Annotated in this window: 15 protein-coding genes; 12 read left to right on the forward strand and 3 right to left on the reverse strand. The window is 61.6% G+C overall.

The window, feature by feature from the left end; translation table 11 throughout:
* Window positions 1-16: 16 nt before the first annotated feature.
* The 12 genes from SJY33_RS03790 to SJY33_RS03845 all read left to right on the forward strand — a co-directional run bounded on the left by SJY33_RS03790 (window position 17) and on the right by SJY33_RS03845 (window position 15,145).
* The gene (locus SJY33_RS03790; protein ID WP_379921236.1) at window positions 17-1,564 is read left to right on the forward strand and encodes an acyl-CoA ligase (AMP-forming), exosortase A system-associated; all 1,548 of its coding nucleotides are present in this window, start codon (window positions 17-19) and stop codon (window positions 1,562-1,564) included.
* On the forward strand, window positions 1,561-2,787 hold the full coding sequence (locus SJY33_RS03795; RefSeq protein WP_379921237.1) for a pyridoxal-dependent decarboxylase, exosortase A system-associated: 1,227 nt from the start codon (window positions 1,561-1,563) through the stop codon (window positions 2,785-2,787). The genes SJY33_RS03790 and SJY33_RS03795 overlap by 4 nt, the downstream gene beginning before the upstream one ends.
* Window positions 2,788-3,040: 253 nt before the next feature.
* The gene (locus SJY33_RS03800; protein ID WP_379921238.1) at window positions 3,041-3,640 is read left to right on the forward strand and encodes an XrtA/PEP-CTERM system exopolysaccharide export protein; all 600 of its coding nucleotides are present in this window, start codon (window positions 3,041-3,043) and stop codon (window positions 3,638-3,640) included.
* A 14-nt stretch (window positions 3,641-3,654) separates the two neighbouring features.
* Window positions 3,655-5,175: an XrtA system polysaccharide chain length determinant gene (locus SJY33_RS03805; protein WP_379921239.1), complete on the forward strand. Its 1,521-nt coding sequence runs from the start codon at window positions 3,655-3,657 to the stop codon at window positions 5,173-5,175.
* A gap of 16 nt (window positions 5,176-5,191) precedes the next feature.
* Window positions 5,192-6,175, forward strand: coding sequence for an AAA family ATPase (locus SJY33_RS03810; RefSeq protein ID WP_379921240.1), 984 nt, complete (start codon window positions 5,192-5,194; stop codon window positions 6,173-6,175).
* Window positions 6,176-6,177: 2 nt separating this feature from the next.
* On the forward strand, window positions 6,178-7,830 hold the full coding sequence (locus SJY33_RS03815; protein ID WP_379921241.1) for a preprotein translocase subunit YajC: 1,653 nt from the start codon (window positions 6,178-6,180) through the stop codon (window positions 7,828-7,830).
* Between the two features lie 15 nt (window positions 7,831-7,845).
* The gene (locus SJY33_RS03820) at window positions 7,846-9,018 is read left to right on the forward strand and encodes an XrtA/PEP-CTERM system-associated ATPase (RefSeq protein ID WP_379921242.1); all 1,173 of its coding nucleotides are present in this window, start codon (window positions 7,846-7,848) and stop codon (window positions 9,016-9,018) included.
* A gap of 3 nt (window positions 9,019-9,021) precedes the next feature.
* A complete protein-coding gene (locus SJY33_RS03825; RefSeq protein WP_379921243.1) occupies window positions 9,022-9,957 on the forward strand; it encodes an XrtA system polysaccharide deacetylase in 936 nt (311 codons plus the stop codon).
* Window positions 9,954-11,015 (forward strand): FemAB family XrtA/PEP-CTERM system-associated protein, encoded by a 1,062-nt coding sequence (locus tag SJY33_RS03830; protein WP_379921244.1) that lies wholly within the window; start codon window positions 9,954-9,956, stop codon window positions 11,013-11,015. Before SJY33_RS03825 ends, SJY33_RS03830 begins: the two co-directional genes overlap by 4 nt.
* The gene (locus SJY33_RS03835; protein WP_379921245.1) at window positions 11,015-12,241 is read left to right on the forward strand and encodes a TIGR03087 family PEP-CTERM/XrtA system glycosyltransferase; all 1,227 of its coding nucleotides are present in this window, start codon (window positions 11,015-11,017) and stop codon (window positions 12,239-12,241) included. The genes SJY33_RS03830 and SJY33_RS03835 overlap by 1 nt, the downstream gene beginning before the upstream one ends.
* On the forward strand, window positions 12,231-13,235 hold the full coding sequence (gene xrtA / locus SJY33_RS03840) for an exosortase A (protein WP_379921247.1): 1,005 nt from the start codon (window positions 12,231-12,233) through the stop codon (window positions 13,233-13,235). The genes SJY33_RS03835 and xrtA overlap by 11 nt, the downstream gene beginning before the upstream one ends.
* 11 nt (window positions 13,236-13,246) lie before the next feature.
* A complete protein-coding gene (locus SJY33_RS03845) occupies window positions 13,247-15,145 on the forward strand; it encodes an XrtA/PEP-CTERM system amidotransferase (protein ID WP_379921248.1) in 1,899 nt (632 codons plus the stop codon).
* Here SJY33_RS03845 and zapE read toward each other — a convergent pair.
* Genes zapE through SJY33_RS03860 form a run of 3 tightly spaced genes read right to left on the reverse strand, consistent with a single transcriptional unit; the run spans window position 15,142 to window position 17,510 of the window.
* The gene (zapE, locus tag SJY33_RS03850) at window positions 15,142-16,263 is read right to left on the reverse strand and encodes a cell division protein ZapE (protein WP_379921249.1); all 1,122 of its coding nucleotides are present in this window, start codon (window positions 16,261-16,263) and stop codon (window positions 15,142-15,144) included. The two genes, SJY33_RS03845 and zapE, sit on opposite strands and share 4 nt — an antisense overlap.
* A 1-nt stretch (window position 16,264) precedes the next feature.
* Window positions 16,265-16,726, reverse strand: a complete 462-nt coding sequence (locus SJY33_RS03855; RefSeq protein WP_379921250.1) for a PaaI family thioesterase — start codon at window positions 16,724-16,726, stop codon at window positions 16,265-16,267.
* Between the two features lie 4 nt (window positions 16,727-16,730).
* Window positions 16,731-17,510 (reverse strand): succinate dehydrogenase iron-sulfur subunit, encoded by a 780-nt coding sequence (locus SJY33_RS03860; RefSeq protein WP_379921252.1) that lies wholly within the window; start codon window positions 17,508-17,510, stop codon window positions 16,731-16,733.
* Window positions 17,511-17,575: the final 65 nt, after the last annotated feature.

A 17,575-nucleotide genomic window follows, 5' to 3' on the forward strand; every position in this document is an offset into this window, starting at 1 on the left:
AAGACTGCTCCTGTCCATGCCGCATCAGCCTGATCCTACTCCCCGTCCGCTTGACCATCTGGCCGAATTGGCCGGAGCAGAGGGCCGCGGCGATCATCCGGCGCTGGTGCTTCGCGATGCGACGCTTAACCACAATGCGTTAAGACAGCGTGTTGCCCTGCTAGCTGGGTGGCTGGCGCAGGTAGTGCCCGGTCGCGGCGGCCGCGTTGCAAGCTGGGCGGCCAAGGGTGAGGTCACGTGCCTGCTGCCGCTGGCCGCAGCACGGGCCGGATTGGTGCACGTGCCGATCAATCCCCTGCTCAAGCGTGCACAGGCTGCACATATTCTGGCAGACAGCGGGGCTTCGCTGCTGATCGGTACAGGTTCGCGTATCGCCAGCCTTGACGCCAACGATCTGCCGCCGGATTGCGCCGTGTTGGAGGAGGCTGAGGCGCTGGCCGCAGCGCAAGCGGCCGGGCTTGCCATCGGCCCTTCCGATGCCGATCCGGATGAGCTTGCGGCAATACTTTACACCTCGGGATCGACCGGGCGTCCCAAGGGCGTGATGCTGAGCCATGCGAACATGTGGCTGGGGGCGGTGAGCGTTGCGCATTATCTCGGCCTGGCAGATGATGACGTGACGCTCGCGGTGCTGCCGCTGTCGTTCGATTATGGCCAGAACCAACTGCTCTCCACGTGGTATGCAGGCGGGTGTGCGGTGCCGCTGGATTTCCTGTTCCCGAAGGATGTGGCCAAGGCCTGCGCCAGGCACGGCGTGACGACGCTCGCTGCCGTGCCCCCGCTGTGGGTGCAACTGACCGAAATTGATTGGCCGCAGGAAGCGCGCGCTTCCTTTCGGCGGCTTACCAATAGCGGAGGGGCGCTGACGGTTGATATGGTGCGTGCCTTGCGCAGTCAGTTTCCCGATGCGCTTCTGTTTCCGATGTACGGGTTGACCGAGGCGTTCCGTTCGACCTTTCTGGATCCATCCTTGGTCGATAAGCATCCAACATCAATGGGTAAGGCGATACCCTTTGCAGAGATTCTCGTAATAGACGACGAAGGCGTAGTCGCGGCGGATAATGTCGACGGCGAACTGGTGCATTGCGGACCGCTCGTGGCGCAGGGATATTGGCAGGACCCTGTGCGAACTGGCGAACGCTTCAGACCGGCGCCTGCCGCTTCGCACTATGGAGGGACGGCGGTCTGGTCGGGGGACCGGGTGCGGCGCGATGCAAACGGGTTGCTGTATTTTGCCGGTCGCCGCGATGCCATGATCAAGAGCGCAGGCAATCGGATTAGCCCGCAGGAGATCGAAGAGGCAGCGCTTGGGACGGGTTTGGTGGCGGAAGCCGCGGCATTGGGCGTAGTGCATCGGCGACTGGGGCAGGCGGTGCATTTGGTCGTGCGGGGAAGTGCAGAGGACGCCGTGCGTGCAGAGTTGCCCAGATTGCTGCAGCGCGAACTGCCGAATTTCATGCAGCCGCAGCACATCCACTGGCGCGCCGCGATGCCATTGAACCCGAATGGCAAGATCGATCGTGCGACGTTGCAAGCTGAACTTACAAAGGAATATGGCGAATGAAGCCCGTCGGCCCGATCCCTGCCGGATATGATACAATCGCGGGCGAACTTGCGATTGGCGGAAAGCGGGTGAGTGAACTGGTGGCTGAAGCGGGGCGCACGCCGCTGTTTGTCTATTCGCGCTCGCATCTTGATGCGCGTGTGGCTGAACTTCGCGCCGCCATGCCGCGCCGCATGGGCCTGAATTACGCGGTCAAGGCGAACCCGCATCCCGATGTGATTGCCTACATGGCGTCATTGGTCGATGGCTTCGACATCGCGTCATCAGGCGAACTGGCAATGTGTGCAGCGGCAGGGATCGATCCGCGGCGCATCAGCTTTGCCGGGCCGGGCAAGCGCGACGATGAACTCGAAGCGGCAATCGCGGCAGGTGTCACCCTGAATTGCGAGAGTGAAGGCGAAGGTGCGCGGGCACTCGCCATCGGGCAAAAGCTGGGTACAGCGCCGCGCATTGCAGTTCGCGTCAATCCCAGCTTTGAAATGAAGGGTTCGGGCATGAAGATGGGCGGGGGTGCCAAGCAATTTGGTGTTGATGCCGAACGCGTTCCCGAACTGGCACGGCATCTTATCGAAAATGGTGCCGAATGGCGGGGTCTGCACATTTTTACCGGAAGTCAGACTCTAAGCGCAGACGCCATAGTCGAAGCGCAAGGAAAAGTGTTGGATCTGGCGGCGGAATTGACCGACGCCATCGGGCACGGGTGTCCCAAGCTCAATATGGGCGGGGGACTTGGTATTCCCTATTTCCCCGGGGACACGCCCGTCGATCTGGGACGCGTCGGCGCGGCTTTGCACGCCCGCGTGGCTGATCTGCCCGCTTCTCTTGCAGATACTGAATTGTGCATCGAGCTGGGGCGATATCTTGTGGGCGAAGCAGGGGTGTATCTCACCCGGATAATTGATCGCAAGGTAAGCCACGGAGTGACATACCTTATCACTGATGGCGGCTTGCATCATCAACTGGCAGCGTCAGGAAATTTTGGAACCGTCGTGCGGCGAAATTATCCTTCTGCGATTGCAACACGTTACGATGACAATCCGACAGAGTCTGTTAATATTGTCGGCTGCCTGTGCACCCCGCTGGACCGTCTTGCCGATAATGCAGCCATGCCTGAAGCGCAGGTGGGCGATCTTGTCGCGGTTTTCTGCGCAGGAGCTTACGGCGCAACCGCATCTCCCACCGCCTTTCTGGGTCACGGTCCTGCCGCAGAAATGCTGGTGTGACAGCATCAGCCAACGGCCCCGTGTCAGAGCGTTAATTGCGCCGAAGCCGCTGTGCCAAAGCGGGATGGGGCCGCAATTGCCGCTGTATAACTAACCAGATGTTCACCATTTCCCGCCACAAGAAGGCCGATATCCGGGCGTTTTGTGTGGCAGGTCGCTCCTGCGCGTTAACAACCCGCCCGACTGGAACTGGCCAAGGAACACTGTACCAATGTTGCACCGTCTGCCTCTGATGCGTCTAACCGCTCTCTGCATGAGCACGGGTCTGTTGGCATCTTGCACGACCGCAGGCACTGAATTGCCCCCTGCCAGCTATGGCGATGGCAGCGTGGCGCCGTCCGAAGAATACACGATCGGCCCGCTTGACGAGATTACGATCCATGTCTGGCGCAACCCAGAACTGAGCGCCGACAAGGTGCGCGTCAGGCCCGACGGGCGGCTTACGATCCCTTTGGTGCAGGATATCCCCGCAGTGGGGAAGACGGCCACGGAATTGCAGGATTACATCGCAGGCGAACTCGCGAAGTACATCGAACAGCCGATCGTCTCGGTGATCGTGAATACGCCTGAAGGCAATTTCACCCAGCAGGTGCGCATTATCGGCGCGACCCCGCAGCCATCATCGCTGCCGTTCCGTGCGAATATGACCGTGCTGGACGCGATGATTGCGGTGGGCGGTCTGGGCGAATTCGCAGCTGGCAACCGCGCCAAGTTGATCCGGCTGAACAATGAGAACGGGACGCAGACCGAATATCGGTTGCGGCTGTCGGATCTCATCCGCAAGGGTGATTCGACCGCCAACGTCATGCTGAAGCCCGGCGATACGATCATCATTCCCGAGAGCCGGTTCTAAGAGGCGCAACGGGGATGAGCGAAATTTTCGACGAACTGCGGGCGGCGATGTGGTCGGTCTGGCACCGGCGCTGGATCGCGATTGCGGTGGCTTGGGGCGTATGCCTGCTTGGTTGGGTCGTCGTGAGCATGATCCCCAACAGCTATGAATCCAAGGCGCGGGTTTATGTTGATGTGCAGGACGTATTGTCCAAGCAGCTTGGCATTGCGGGCGATGGCAAAGAAGAAATTATGCGCGTGCGGCAAACCTTGTCGAGCGCCAAGAATCTGGAAAAGGTCGTTACCTCCACACGGCTCAGCGAAGGCGTGATGGAACGCGGCGCGCTGGATGCAATGATCGGTGAACTTGAGAAAAAGGTGCAGGTGACGAGCGAACAGGACAATCTGTTCGAAATCACCGCAACGATCGGACGCAGTGATCTGTCGGACGCCGAAAACGCCGTTCTGGCGCGCGATGTCGTACAAAAGCTTCTCGATATTCTTCGCGAAGAACACGTCATCGGCAACCGCACCGGGATCAGCACCGCGATCGGTGATCTTGATCGCCAGCTTGACGAACGCAAGCTGGAGCTGGAGCAGGCCGAACAGCGCCGCCTGAACTTCGAAGCGCAATACCCTGATCTTGTTGGTGGTTCCGACAGCTTGTCAAACAAGGTCCAGCAAGCCCGCACCGATTTGCGCAATGTCGATGCCGATCTGGCTGCAGCAGATAGCGGGCTGGCAGCCATTTCATCGCAATTGGCTGGCACTCCGCGCACATTGGCAGGCGGTCCGCAGGCGACCGGACCGCGTGCAGCACTGCAGCAAGCCCAGACCCAGCTGGCCGAATTGCGGTCGCGCGGTCTGACCGACAGTCATCCTGATGTGGTGTCCACAACGAAGCAGGTCGCCATCCTGACAAGGCAGGCAGCCGCGGCGGGGGACGATGCGGGCGGCACGCCCAATCCAGCCTATGCGTCGCTGGTAGCGATACGGAGCGAGCGTCAGGCTTCGGTTGAAGCCCTTCAGGCTCGCCGCGCTGCGCTACAAAGCAATTTCGCTGCACTGATGGCAAGTCAGGCGACGGAGCCAGCGGTTGCCGCCGAAGCCAATCGTATCAGCCGCGATTATGATGTCCTGCGGCAGAATTACGAGAAATTGTTGCAGGACCGCGAACAGTTGCGCACCCGCGGCCAGGTTGAAGACAAGGCCAGCCAGTTTCGCTTCGATATTATCCAGCAGCCCGGTGTTCCGCAGAAACCGGCTGCGCCCAATCGGCCGCTATTGTTGTTCGGGGTACTCTTCGTCGGCCTCGGCGCCGGGGTTGCGACCGCGTATGCGCTGGCTCAGTTCAAATCGAGCTTTGCTACGTCACAAAAACTGGAGCGAGCCTTTGACCTGCCGGTGATCGGTTCGATTTCGCTGACCGTATCCCAGGCGGCCCGGATGATTGAAAAGCGCCGGTTGAAGCAGTTTGTCGGCGCCTGCGCCGGGCTGGGGCTTATGTTTGTGATCCTTCTCGCCATCGAGGTCGTCTCGATCGGGACGATAGCGTGAGAATGAGGGACAAGGCATGACCGATCAGCGCAAGATCAATCGGGACGACGCCCGGCCAGCCTCGTTGTTCGAACGGGCCGATGTTACCTTCGGGTTCGGGCCTGTGCGTACGCCTGCGGTACCTCCTGTCCCCGATGCGGTACGTCGGGCGCCAGCGGCAATGGCGCAGCCCAAACAACAGGCCGAGCCCGTAATGGCGCCGCCGCCGCCGTCTTCACCGGTGGTGAACACGCGCCCCCAGGCAGAACCACAGCTGGTTCGAGCGGTGGCGTTTTGCGGACCATCCGCCAGCATTGATCGCGATTATCTTCGCGATGCCGGACTGATTGTCCCCGAGGATCCGGTCACAGGATTGCTGGAAGAATTCCGCATCGTCAAACGTGAGCTTCTTGCCGATGCCCGCGCTGGCGCCAGTCCGTTATCGCGGCGCATCCTGGTGTGTTCGCCGCATCCGGGTGAGGGTAAGACATACTGCGCCACCAACCTTGCTATCGCGCTTGCAGCCGAACGGGGCCTTGAGGTGCTGTTGGTCGATGCTGACGTGGTGAAGCCGTCTGTTGCTTCGCGACTTGGCATCGCTACGGAACAGGGCCTGATGGATGCGCTGGCCGACCCGGAAATCGCCCCCGAAAGCCTTGTGATCCGCACCGATATCGAAGGTCTATTCGTCTTGCCTGCGGGCACTGCGACGTCGCTGGACGCGGAATATTTGGCCAGCGCCCGCACAGGCGATGTGCTCGATCGGCTGACACAGGATGCACCCGACAGAATCCTGATTTTCGACACCCCGCCCGCGCTTGCCGCGTCGCCTGCAGCCGAACTGGCGCAGCATGTCGGGCAGGCGTTGCTGGTGGTGCGCGCAGATGAAACGAGCCGGGCTGCGCTGGAAGATGCCCAGCAGCTGTTGTCGGCCTGCGGCGATATCAAATTGCTCCTGAATGCCGCGCGCTACAGCCCGTCCGGGCGGCGCTTCGGCACTTACGGCACCAAGGGGAAATAATCATGCGCGCCCGCTCATTTGCGTCCGCTTTGCTCGCCGCAGGCCTGATTGCGGCTGCGTGCAGTCCGGCATACGCGCAGTCGCAAGGACAAGCGCAAGCGAGCGGCGGTGACGTTCCCGGGCAGCGCGCCAGTCGCGTGGTGCAGCCCTATATCGAAGTGGGCCAAGTCGTCTCGGCCGAAATCAGTCCGGGCAATGATGTCGTGACGTTTACGCAAGTGGCGGCGGGCGTCGATATCAACGTGCAGGGACGCAACAGCGGCGCCGCAGTGTCTTTGCGATACGAACGCAATATCGGTTACGGTGATGACAGCATCGATACCGATACCATCAGCGGGATTGCGCGCGGTACGCTAGCTTTGGTACCCAACACCTTGAACCTGGAAGCGGGCGCGCTGGCGTCACGCAGCCGTATCGACGCAGGCGGCGGCGCCACCGCGAACCCGCTTGTCCGCGACGACAACGAAAGCCGCGTTTACAGCGTCTATGCAGGGCCCAGCCTCAACACCCGTGTCGGCGATGTCGATGTGCAGGGGCTGGCACGCGTGGGCTACAACCGGTTTGAAGCCGATGATGCGCTCGTTTCGCAACAGGGCGCGACAGTCGACGTGTTCGATGACAGTGTCACCTACCTTGGACAGGTTCGCGCAGGCGTAAGGCCGGGCGATGTTCTGCCTGTGGGCCTCGCTGTCACGGCGGGCGGATTTCAAGAAGATATTGGCAATCTCGATCAGCGCGTGCGCGACCTGTATGTTCGCGGCGATGTGACAGTTCCGCTGACCCGCAGTCTCGCTCTGGTGGCGGGCGCAGGATATGAGGATGTCGAGATTTCGAGCCGTGATGCGGTGCGTGATGCGAACGGCGTGCCGGTGATTGGCCCTGATGGTCGTTTTATTACGGACAGCACGGCGCCGCGGCGGATCGCCTTTGCTGTCGACGGCCTTCTGTGGGACGTGGGTGTCATGTGGCGGCCAAGTTCGCGAACCAGCCTTCAAGCTTCGGTCGGACGGCGTTACGATTCAACTACATATTACGGCAACTTCACCTACGTTCCGAACCAGCGCAGCGCTTTGGCAATATCCGTCTATGACGGGGTCAGCGGCATCGGCGGCACCTTGGGCAATGCGCTTGCCGCACTGGACAGCGATTTTGAAGCGATCCGAAATCCGGTAACGGGCGATTTTGGCGGGTTGGTCGGTGACACCGAAGGGCAGGCACTGGTTGGCGGATTGGGCTCGACCCGCTCGGCAGCCTTTCGCGGACGCGGGGTGCGGGCATCCTATCAGCGGACAATGGGCCGCACTGTAGCATCCATCGGAGCCGGCTATGACAGGCGGACCTTCATTGCGGCAGCGGGTACAGTGCTTGCACCCATCGATGGGCTGACCGATGAAAGCTACTACGTCATCGGCGGTCTGACCCGCCAGATCGGGCAGAACGCAAACATCTCCACCAATGCCTACGTCAACTGGTTCAAGGCCGAGGGGGGTAGCAACAACGTGACCGCAATGGGCGCGTCGGTGGCCTATAACCAGTCGATTACGCAGCGGCTTACCGGACGGGCGGCAATCGCGCTGGATTACTTCGATAGCGAGTTCACCGCTCAGGACTTCGCTTTTGCGACCGCGCTGGTCGGTCTGCGCTACAATTTCTGACAGGATAGGCGGCTCATGTACGAACAATTCTATGGCTTCCGCGGACGGCCCTTTCAGCTCACCCCTGACCCACAGTTCTATTTTGAAAGCGTCAGTCACAAGAAGGCGATGAGCTATCTTGGCTATGGCCTTGCTCAGGGCGAAGGGTTCATCATCATCACGGGCGAAGTGGGCGCGGGCAAATCGACGCTGGTGGCGCACTTGATGGAGCGGATCGATCCTGCGGCCCTGACGGTGGCCCAGGTCGTGACCACCGCGCTTGACGGGGCCGAAGTGGTGCATGTGGTTGCGCAGGCATTCGGTCTGCATGTCGAAGGCCGCGACAAGGCCGGCGCCTTGGGCGCCATAGAACGGTTCCTGCAAGACGAAGCACGCGCAGGACGCCGCTGCCTGCTAGTGGTTGATGAATGTCAGAACCTTGATCTGGATGCCTTGGAAGAGTTGCGCATGCTTTCCAACTTCCAGCTGGGCGCCCATCCGCTGTTGCAAAGCCTGCTGCTCGGCCAGCCGGAGTTTCGCCGCATGGTTGCGCACCACCCTGGGCTGGAACAGCTTCGCCAAAGGGTGATCGCCTCGCACCATCTCGAGGCACTGGATGCCGATGAGGTTGAGCACTACGTCCGGCACCGGCTTCGTCATGTCGGATGGGACGAACGCCCCTTGTTCGACACCGGTCTGCTCGACGGTCTGTATCAACACACAGGCGGCATTCCGCGGCGGGTAAATCAGGTCATGAACCGGTTGCTGCTGCTTGGCGCAATCGAGGAGCGCGACACGCTCAGCCTTGCCATGTTGGGCGATGTCATTGCGGAAATGACGTCCGATCAAACCCGCGGGGCGCGCAGCGGCAGCGATCTGCGGTCGGCACCCGCTGTTTCGGCGACGCCTGCACCGGCTGCGCAAGGAAGCCTTCCGGCCACCGAAGTCGCGGCGTTGCTGGCAGAACGCGATGCACGCACCGCCGAACTAGAAGCAGCTATCAGCGAACTTCAAGCAGCCGGGAACGGACAGCATGGCGCAGATGGCGAACCGTTGACCCCTGAAGAAGCCCGCATTGCCGAAGCACGTTTCGCCTCTGCGCTCGAACGGATCGAGGCGCGGTTGGAAGAGCAGGAACAATCGTTCCGTCATGTCCTCACCATGTTGATCGAATGGCTTGAGGAAGATCCTTCGCGCGAGGCTGCGTAGACCATGAACGCTCCGTTCAAATCCTCATCACCAAACATTCCCGGCATTGTGAACGGCTTGTCGGTCGATGTGGAGGACTGGTTTCAGGTCGGCGCCTTCGAAGATGTCATTGCGCGCGGCGAATGGGACAGCATCAAGACCCGCGTCGAAGATAATGTCTATCGTGTGCTCGACCTGTTTGCCGAAGCTGAGGTCAGCGCGACTTTCTTCACTTTGGGATGGGTGGCGCAACGGCACCCCGAGATGATCCGCCGCATTGCTGCGGCAGGCCATGAATTGGCCAGCCACGGGTATGACCACGCGCGGGTTTTCACCATGGACCGTTCGGCCTTTGCGCAGGATATTCGCAAAGCGCGCTCGATTATCGAAGATTGTTCGGGCGTTGCGGTGACCGGCTACCGCGCGCCCAGTTTTTCCATCGATCAGCGAACGCCTTGGGCATTTGCCGAGCTTGCCGAACAAGGCTACGCCTATTCGTCCAGCGTGGCCCCCGTGGTGCATGATCACTATGGCTGGCCAGAGGCACCACGCTTTGCGTTCAAGCCGCTGCCGTGGTCGCCGCTGATCGAACTGCCGGTGACCACAGCAATTCTGGGCGGTCGACGCGTGGCCGCCGGCGGGGGCGGTTTCTTTCGCGTGCTGCCCTATGGTTTTTCGCGTTGGGCGATCCGGCAGGTGAACCGGGATGAAGGTCGCCCGGCGTGCTTCTATTTCCATCCTTGGGAAGTCGATCCCGATCAACCGCGGGTGGGCCATGCGCCGCTGCGTTCGCGGCTGCGCCACTATACCGGGTTGGCGCGCATGGCGGGCAAATTGCGCGAACTGGTTCATGAATTCCGCTGGGGGCGAATGGATCTTGTCGCGCATCGCGAGGCGCAGCGGGCCAATGATCTGTTCCTGCCCGATCCCGCTGCGCCGTGCTCGGCGATCATGGCATGAACGTGGCTGTCAACGCCAATACGCACGTGCGCGTGATCAACTCGCGCGCCGAAGCGAATAGGCGCCGGATCGAAGGTTTTCTGGCCGATGAGGGGGGAAGCCTGTTCCACCGCCCATCATGGCTGCAAGCCGTCGAAAAGGGCACCGGCCAGCGTGCGACGGGTTTCGTGTCCGAACGCCTGGGTATCATCACCGGTTGGCTGCCCCTGACCGAAGTGCGCTCTGCCCTGTTCGGAAAGGCGCTGGTTTCGAGCGGCTTTGGCATTGGGGGCGGCATTATTGCGCAAAGTGCCGATGCCGCCGAGGCGCTGGCGCGTGCCGCCCAAGGCCACGCAAGGGCTGGCGGCTTTCGCACGATTGAACTGCGCGGTGGGTTTGCCCCGGCCGGATGGGATGTGTGGTCAGACAAGCATTGCGGCTTTATCCGTCCGCTGGCGGCGGACGATGAGGCTGAACTGCTTGCCATCCCGCGCAAGGCACGTGCCGAAGTGCGAAAAGGTTTGTCCTATGGACATCGTGTCACGGTTGGCCGCAGGCCTTCCGATCGCGCGGCCCACTACGCCTGTTACAGCCAAAGCGTGCGTAATCTGGGCACGCCTGTGTTTCCCAGGGCGCTGTTTGCCGCCATGCTGGACGCTTTCCCCGACACCAGCGACATCCTAACGGTGTGGCAAGGCGACAGGCCCCTGGCGAGCGTCCTCAACTTTTATCATGATGGCGCGGTGATGCCATTCTGGGGCGGCGGGGTTCATGCTGCACGCGCCGCGCGGGCCAATGATGTGATGTATTATGAACTGATGCGTCATGCGCGAAACCGGGGCATGACAAGGTTCGATTTCGGTCGCTCGAAAACTGGCAGCGGCCCGTTTGCCTTCAAGAAGAACTGGGGTTTTGAACCCACACCGCTGACCTATGCCGGATGGACCGCGCCTGGCGAGCCGGCGCGCAATATCGACCCGACAGATGCCAGCTATTCACGAAAGATCGGCATTTGGAAAAAGTTGCCGATGCCGGTCGCCAATACCCTGGGGCCCTGGATCGCGCGCGGGCTGGCGTGATGGGTGAAATCCTGTTTCTTGCCCACCGGGTGCCGTTCCCGCCCGACCGCGGCGACCGGATCCGGTCCCATAATATCCTGAAAGCGCTGACCCGGCTTGCGCCGGTCCATGTCGGCTGCTTTGCCGAAGACCAAAGCGGGGGTGACGGTGAGAGAGCATTGGCGGCGCTGGCTGCCACCCATTGCGTTGTCTCGCGTTCCAAGCCCTTGCCGCTGGCTGGGATCGAAGCGATTGTGACCCGCAAACCGGTGAGCCTCACCGCGTTCCATTCTCGCAGCCTCGCCGATTGGGTGCGCGGCATTATCGCAACCCGACCGATCACCGCGATTGTCGTTTTTTCAGGGCAGATGGGGCAATATGTACCCATTGACTTCGGGGGCAGAGTGGTGATCGACTTGTGCGACGTCGATAGCGCCAAGTTTGCCAGCTATGCTGACGCGGGGGAGCGCGTGTGGCTTAACGCGCGTGAGGCGCGCTTGTTGGCTATCGAAGAAGAACGCCTAGGCGTTCGGTCCGATGCGACGGTCCTCGTCTCAAAAGCGGAGGCTGCGATGTACCGCAGTCGGCTTGACGCGCCGGAGGCGGTCGATGTCCACGTCATCGGAAACGGGATCGACTTTGATTATTTCGATCCGGCGGCTGTGGCCGCTCACCCGCCAATCGCGGCCATGCCGGGGCCGCATTTCGTTTTCACCGGCCAGATGGATTATCGCCCCAATGAACAAGCCGCCTTGTGGGTGATCGAGGCGCTTTTGCCCCGGCTGCACGCTCTCCATCCGCAGGCCATGTTCCACGTCGTCGGGCGCAATCCGACGAGCAGACTGATGGCGCATCATGGCAAGCGTGGCGTGATGGTTTGGGGAGAGGTTCCCGATGTGCGGCCCTTTATTGCTGCCGCAGATGCTGTTCTTGCGCCGCTGCTGATCGCGCGCGGTGTCCAGAACAAGGTACTTGAGGCGATGGCGATGGCCAAGCCGGTCGTGCTGACACCAGACGCAGCAACAGGCATCGCCGCGGACAATGAAAGGGATTGGCTGGTGTGCCGCTCTGACCCGGCCCAAATGTCCGAGCAGATCGACGCGCTTCTTTCGGCACACGGCAGCGCATCACGCATGGGCGCTGCTGCAAGAGCGTTTGTTTGCAAACAGCATGGTTGGGATGCGGTGTTGGCCCCTTTGGCCAACCTGATCGGCATCAGGACCGAAGACCGCCGCGATGCCGCCTGACAGCAGCGTCTTGCCCGTTCTGGCAGCTCCCAAGGGCTTCCCGAAGGCATGGCGTGGGACGCTGGCCGCCGTCGCGGCTGCTGCAATCGCGCTCATCGCTGTGACGGCGCAAAGCTGGGGCGCAATGCTGCACCAGTGGTGGAATATCGATACCTACAATCACCTCTTGCTAGTGCCGTTCATCATCGCCTGGCTGGTCGCGCTGAAAGAAGAGGAACTGGCCGTCATCACGCCGCAAGGCTTCTGGCCGGGGCTTGTGCTGGTTGCTGTTAGCTTGGGAGTGTGGGCTGCGGGAGAGGCTGCGGGGATCAACCTGTTGGCTCAGGCAGGTGCCGTGGCGGCGCTGCAAGCGGCGGTGTTCACCATTATTGGCATACGGATCAGCCTGCTGCTTGCCCTGCCAATGGCTTTTGCGGCATTTCTCGTTCCATTCGGCGATGAAATCATCCCGTTTCTCCAACATGTCACAGCCAAGATCGCCACTGCACTGACACAGGCGAGCGGTGTTCCGGCGCGAATTGACGGCATATTCATTCAAACGCCCGCAGGACTGTTTGTTGTCGCCGAAGCGTGTTCGGGGGTGAAGTTTCTGGTTGCGATGGTCACACTAGCGGTGCTGGTCTGCTTCACCCGGTTCAAGCGTTGGAGCCGGCGCGCTGCCTTTCTGGCTGCCTGTATCGTGGTCCCGATCCTTGCCAATGGCTTACGGGCCTGGGCTACCATCTACGTCGCACAATATATCGGGGCCGAACGCGCCACAGGTTTCGATCACATTGTATATGGCTGGATTTTTTTTGCGATTATCGTGGCGGTTTTGCTCGGAGGCGCATGGCGCTTTTTTGAGCGGGACCCCGAAGATTATGGCTGGCGTCCTGCGCAGATCGCCAGCTGGGCATGGGTGGCAAGTACGGACCGGTACCATATTGCGCCCGGCCTTGCGGCGCTTGCGATCATTGCGCTTGCAGCGATTGCCGCAAGTGCGGCCTTGCTTTAGGCGGCAGATCGATGTGCGGGATCGCCGGAATTTTCCACGCTGAAACGCCAAAGCCTGTCGATCCCATCCGGGTTGAACGGATGTGCGACGCGTTGGCGCATCGCGGTCCTGACGGATCGGGGGTATGGACCGATCAAGGCGTAGGCCTTGGCCACCGCCGTCTGTCGATCATCGATGTTGCCGGGTCTCCGCAACCCATGCACGCAGCCGATGGCCGCGCGGTGATCGTCTTCAATGGCGAAATATACAATTTTCGCGAACTGCGCCGCGAACTGGCTGAGGCGGGCTTCGTCTTCCGAACATCGGGCGATACCGAAGTGATCCTCGCGGCCTGGCAGCGCTGGGGCCCCGATTGCCTGAAGCGGTTCGATGGCATGTTCGCGTTTGCGCTGTATGATCGCGAAAAGCGCCAGCTGTTCCTTGCGCGAGACCGCTTGGGAGTAAAGCCGCTCTTCTATGCGCCGTTATCGGATGGCAGCATCGCGTTTGCGTCCGAATTGAAAGGCCTGCTCGCACATCCGCTGCTGCGTCGCCGGATCGATCCGCAAGCGATCGAAGCTTATATGACTTGGGGCTATGTCCCTGATACGCACTCGATTCTTTCCGGGGTCGAAAAGCTTGCTGCAGGACATTTCTGGATTCTGGAACAGGGCCGCGTCCCGGCCCGTCCGCAGCGATGGTGGAATATTGATTTCACGCAGCGACAAAGCGGGACCGAAGCGGATTTGTCCGAGCAACTTGTCCACCTGATGCGCGAAGGCGTGCGTTCGCGGATGGTGGCCGACGTGCCGCTGGGGGCGTTTCTTTCGGGCGGGGTGGATAGCTCAGGCGTGGTGGCACTGATGAGCGAGGCTTCGAGTCGGCCCGTACAAACCTGCTCGATCGGCTTCGATGTCGCCGCCTATGACGAGACGAGCTACGCCCGGCAAGTCGCCGCGAAGTTCGGAACAGATCACGCCGAGCGGATCGTGGCGACCGATGATTTCGGCGCGATCGATCAGCTTGCGGCGATGTTCGACGAGCCCTTCGCCGATGCCTCCGCACTGCCGACCTGGCGGGTATGTCAGCTTGCGCGCGAACGGGTGACGGTGGCACTATCGGGCGACGGGGCAGACGAAGCGTTTGGTGGGTATCGACGGCAGGTCTTCCATCATCACGAAGAACGCGCCCGCGCCATTCTGCCTGCATCCGTGCGCGGTTCGCTGTTCGGCGCTTTGGGCCGCGCTTGGCCCAAGGCGGATTGGGCGCCGCGCCCGCTGCGCGCCAAGGCGACATTGCTGTCACTCGCAGAGACGGGCGAAGAAGGTTACGCGCGCGGCCTGTCAGTTACTGGACCAGATGCCCGCCGAGCTTTGTACTCCGATGCGTTTTCCGGCAGTCTTCAAGGTTTCCGCGGAGAGGATGAACTCATTGCGCTGATGCGCAGCGCGCCCGGTCGCTCGGGCCTTGACCGGGCGCAATATGCCGATCTCACGTTCTGGATGCCCGGCGATATTTTGACCAAGGTTGATCGCACCAGCATGGCGGTGAGCCTTGAAGCGCGCGAACCGCTGCTCGATCACCGTCTGGTAGAGTTCGCCGCAAGATTGCCGGAAGCGATGCGGGTGAAGGGGCGGACGGGCAAGTACCTGCTCAAGAAGTCGCTCGAACCTTATCTGCCGAACGACATTCTATATCGGCCCAAGCAGGGCTTCGTCACACCGATCGCAGAATGGCTGCGCGGCCCGCTTGCCAGCGCGGCGCGGGGGATCAGTACGAGCGGGGATCTGGCCCAGACCGGCATTTTTGATCCTCTCGCAATCAGCACGATGGCCGAAGCACATATTGCCGGGCGGGCGGATCATTCGCGCACCCTGTGGCAATTGCTGATGCTCGAGAAGTCGCTCACACGGCTTGGACCGAGCGGTTAATCTTCGGAGCCATGACCCAAGGCCATGTAAGCGGCGCTCTGCATTTCCTTCAGGCGGCTGACCGTCCGATCAAACTCGAACGCGCCGTCACCCGCCCGATACAGGTCTTCAGGGGCGGCGGCGGCGGTGACGAACAGCTTCACCCGGTGTTCGTAAAGCGCATCAATGAGCTTGGTAAAGCGGATCGCCTCGTTCCGGTTTTCGGGGCCCATTTTGGGAATGCCGACCAGAATAACGGTGTGAAACGCCTGCGCTACGGCCAGGTAATCGGCAGCCCCGCGGTTTGCCCCGCACAGTTTCTTGAAGCTGAAGACAGCGACACCCTTGAGGCATTTGGGCACAGGCAGATGGCGTCCACCGCCAAGATCCAGTTCGCCCGATGGGACATGGGCGGCATCTTCGGGTTCGAAGTCAGTCAGACGGAAGAAGGCTTCGCGCACCTGCGCAGTCGCCGCGTCGCCCATCGGCGCGTGCCAGGTCGCAAGATCACCGATCCGGTCAAGCCGGTAGTCGGTGGGGCCGTTGAGGCTCAGCACATCCATCCGCGCTTCGACCAGATCGATGAAGGGCAGGAATAGCGAGCGGTTGAGCCCGTCCTTGTAGAGATCGCGCGGCGGACGGTTGGAGGTAGTGACGATCACCGTTCCCGCCTCCATCAGCGCGGCGAAGAAACGACCCATGATCGCCGCATCGGCGGTGTTGTTCACGACCATCTCGTCAAAAGCGAGGCAGCGAACCTGTTCGCTCATTTGCAGGGCCACCGCCATCAACGGGTCCTTGCGCTCGGCCTTGCGTGCCTCGGTGATCAGCCGGTCGAGTTCGAGCATGAAGGCGTGGAAGTGGACCCGGCGCTTGTGTTCGATGCCGAGCGTGTCGACGAACAGGTCCATCAACATCGACTTGCCGCGCCCGACGCCGCCCCACAGATAGACTCCGCGCGGGTCGGGCGATGCGGGGGCAGTCCCGGTGAGGCGGGCGAACAGGCCCCGCTTGGGCCGCGGCGCTTCAAGTTCGCGCTGCAACCGGTCAAGCCGTTCGGCCGCCGCGCGCTGGTCTGCATCGGCGCGCAGCTCTCCGCTGGCGATCAGCGCGTCGTAGCGGGCGAGGAGGCCGGGCACGTCAGCCCCGCGGCTGCATCTTGCGCACGATGCCCGAGAAGCTGGCGACCACATCATCGCCTTGCACCACCATGCCGCGCACGAACACGAGCTTGCCGGTCTCGCGCACAATCTCGGTCACCGCATCGAGCGGGCGCACCGGATCGCCGCCGCCCACGAATTGCGTCGACAGTTCCAGCGTCACCGAAGGGCCGGCATTTCCGGTGCCGATCCGGTGCATCGTCACGAACAGCGAAATGTCGATCAACGAGAGCGTGATCGCGCCGTGGATCACGCCTTGCAGATTGGTGTGCCGCCGCTCGGGCATCATGCGCAGCCGCGCCTTACCGTCATCGTCGACGCGAGTGATGAGCTTGCCCATCACTGCAGCGTTGAACAGCGTCTCGTCCTTCAGATCCCAGCGGTGCCAGCCGGGATGGTCCGGGCAAGGCCCGTGTTCGAACACCTCGTCCTTGAAGCTCACCGGGTCAGATGGCCCGTTCGGCCATCATCTTCTTGGTTTCGGCGATCGCCTTGGCCGGGCTGAGACCCTTGGGGCAGACGTTCGCGCAGTTCATGATCGTGTGGCAGCGATACAGACGGAAGGGATCTTCCAGATCGTCAAGCCGCTCGCCGGTCATCTCGTCGCGGCTGTCGGCCAGCCAGCGATAGGCTTGCAGCAGGATCGCCGGGCCCAGGAACTTGTCCGAGTTCCACCAGTAGCTCGGGCACGAGGTCGAGCAGCAGGCGCACAGGATGCATTCGTACAACCCGTCGAGCTGTTCGCGCTGTTCGGGCGATTGCAGCCGCTCCTTGCCGCTCGGCGTCGGGGTGACGGTTTGCAGCCACGGACGGATCGAGGCGTATTGCGCGTAGAAGTGCGTGAAATCAGGCACCAAGTCCTTGATCACGTCCATGTGCGGCAGCGGGGTGATACGGATTTCGCCCTTCAGATCCTCAATCGCGGTGGTGCAGGCGAGGCCGTTCTTGCCGTTCATGTTCATCGAGCACGACCCGCAGATGCCTTCGCGGCATGAGCGGCGGAAGGTCAACGTGGGGTCGATCTCGTTCTTGATCTTGAACAGCGCGTCCAGCACCATCGGGCCGCATTCGTCGAGATTGATTTCGAACTTGTCGTAACGCGGGTTCTGGCCGCTGTCGGGATCGTAGCGATAGACCTTGAACGCCTTCACCCGGCCGCCTTGCGAGGTGTGGACCTTGCCGTTGGCATTGATCTTGGAATTCTTGGGGAGAGTGAAGGTCGCCATGAAATGATCCCGTTTCGTGTTGGCCCCTATCTAACGCGATTGTCCGCTGGCGCAAGCGGGGGCTG

The sequence above is a fragment of the Erythrobacter sp. R86502 genome (genome assembly GCF_042466465.1).
In the GTDB taxonomy this organism is placed as follows: domain Bacteria; phylum Pseudomonadota; class Alphaproteobacteria; order Sphingomonadales; family Sphingomonadaceae; genus Erythrobacter.

Bases quoted from the DNA above. Each gene is read 5' to 3' on its own strand.
- SJY33_RS03790 (WP_379921236.1), top strand. From the start codon at position 17: ATGCCGCATCAGCCTGATCCTACTCCCCGTCCGCTTGACCATCTGGCC.
- SJY33_RS03795 (WP_379921237.1), top strand. From the start codon at position 1,561: ATGAAGCCCGTCGGCCCGATCCCTGCCGGATATGATACAATCGCGGGC.
- SJY33_RS03800 (WP_379921238.1), top strand. From the start codon at position 3,041: ATGAGCACGGGTCTGTTGGCATCTTGCACGACCGCAGGCACTGAATTG.
- SJY33_RS03805 (WP_379921239.1), top strand. From the start codon at position 3,655: ATGAGCGAAATTTTCGACGAACTGCGGGCGGCGATGTGGTCGGTCTGG.
- SJY33_RS03810 (WP_379921240.1), top strand. From the start codon at position 5,192: ATGACCGATCAGCGCAAGATCAATCGGGACGACGCCCGGCCAGCCTCG.
- SJY33_RS03815 (WP_379921241.1), top strand. From the start codon at position 6,178: ATGCGCGCCCGCTCATTTGCGTCCGCTTTGCTCGCCGCAGGCCTGATT.
- SJY33_RS03820 (WP_379921242.1), top strand. From the start codon at position 7,846: ATGTACGAACAATTCTATGGCTTCCGCGGACGGCCCTTTCAGCTCACC.
- SJY33_RS03825 (WP_379921243.1), top strand. From the start codon at position 9,022: ATGAACGCTCCGTTCAAATCCTCATCACCAAACATTCCCGGCATTGTG.
- SJY33_RS03830 (WP_379921244.1), top strand. From the start codon at position 9,954: ATGAACGTGGCTGTCAACGCCAATACGCACGTGCGCGTGATCAACTCG.
- SJY33_RS03835 (WP_379921245.1), top strand. From the start codon at position 11,015: ATGGGTGAAATCCTGTTTCTTGCCCACCGGGTGCCGTTCCCGCCCGAC.
- xrtA (WP_379921247.1), top strand. From the start codon at position 12,231: ATGCCGCCTGACAGCAGCGTCTTGCCCGTTCTGGCAGCTCCCAAGGGC.
- SJY33_RS03845 (WP_379921248.1), top strand. From the start codon at position 13,247: ATGTGCGGGATCGCCGGAATTTTCCACGCTGAAACGCCAAAGCCTGTC.
- SJY33_RS03860 (WP_379921252.1), bottom strand. From the start codon at position 17,510: ATGGCGACCTTCACTCTCCCCAAGAATTCCAAGATCAATGCCAACGGC.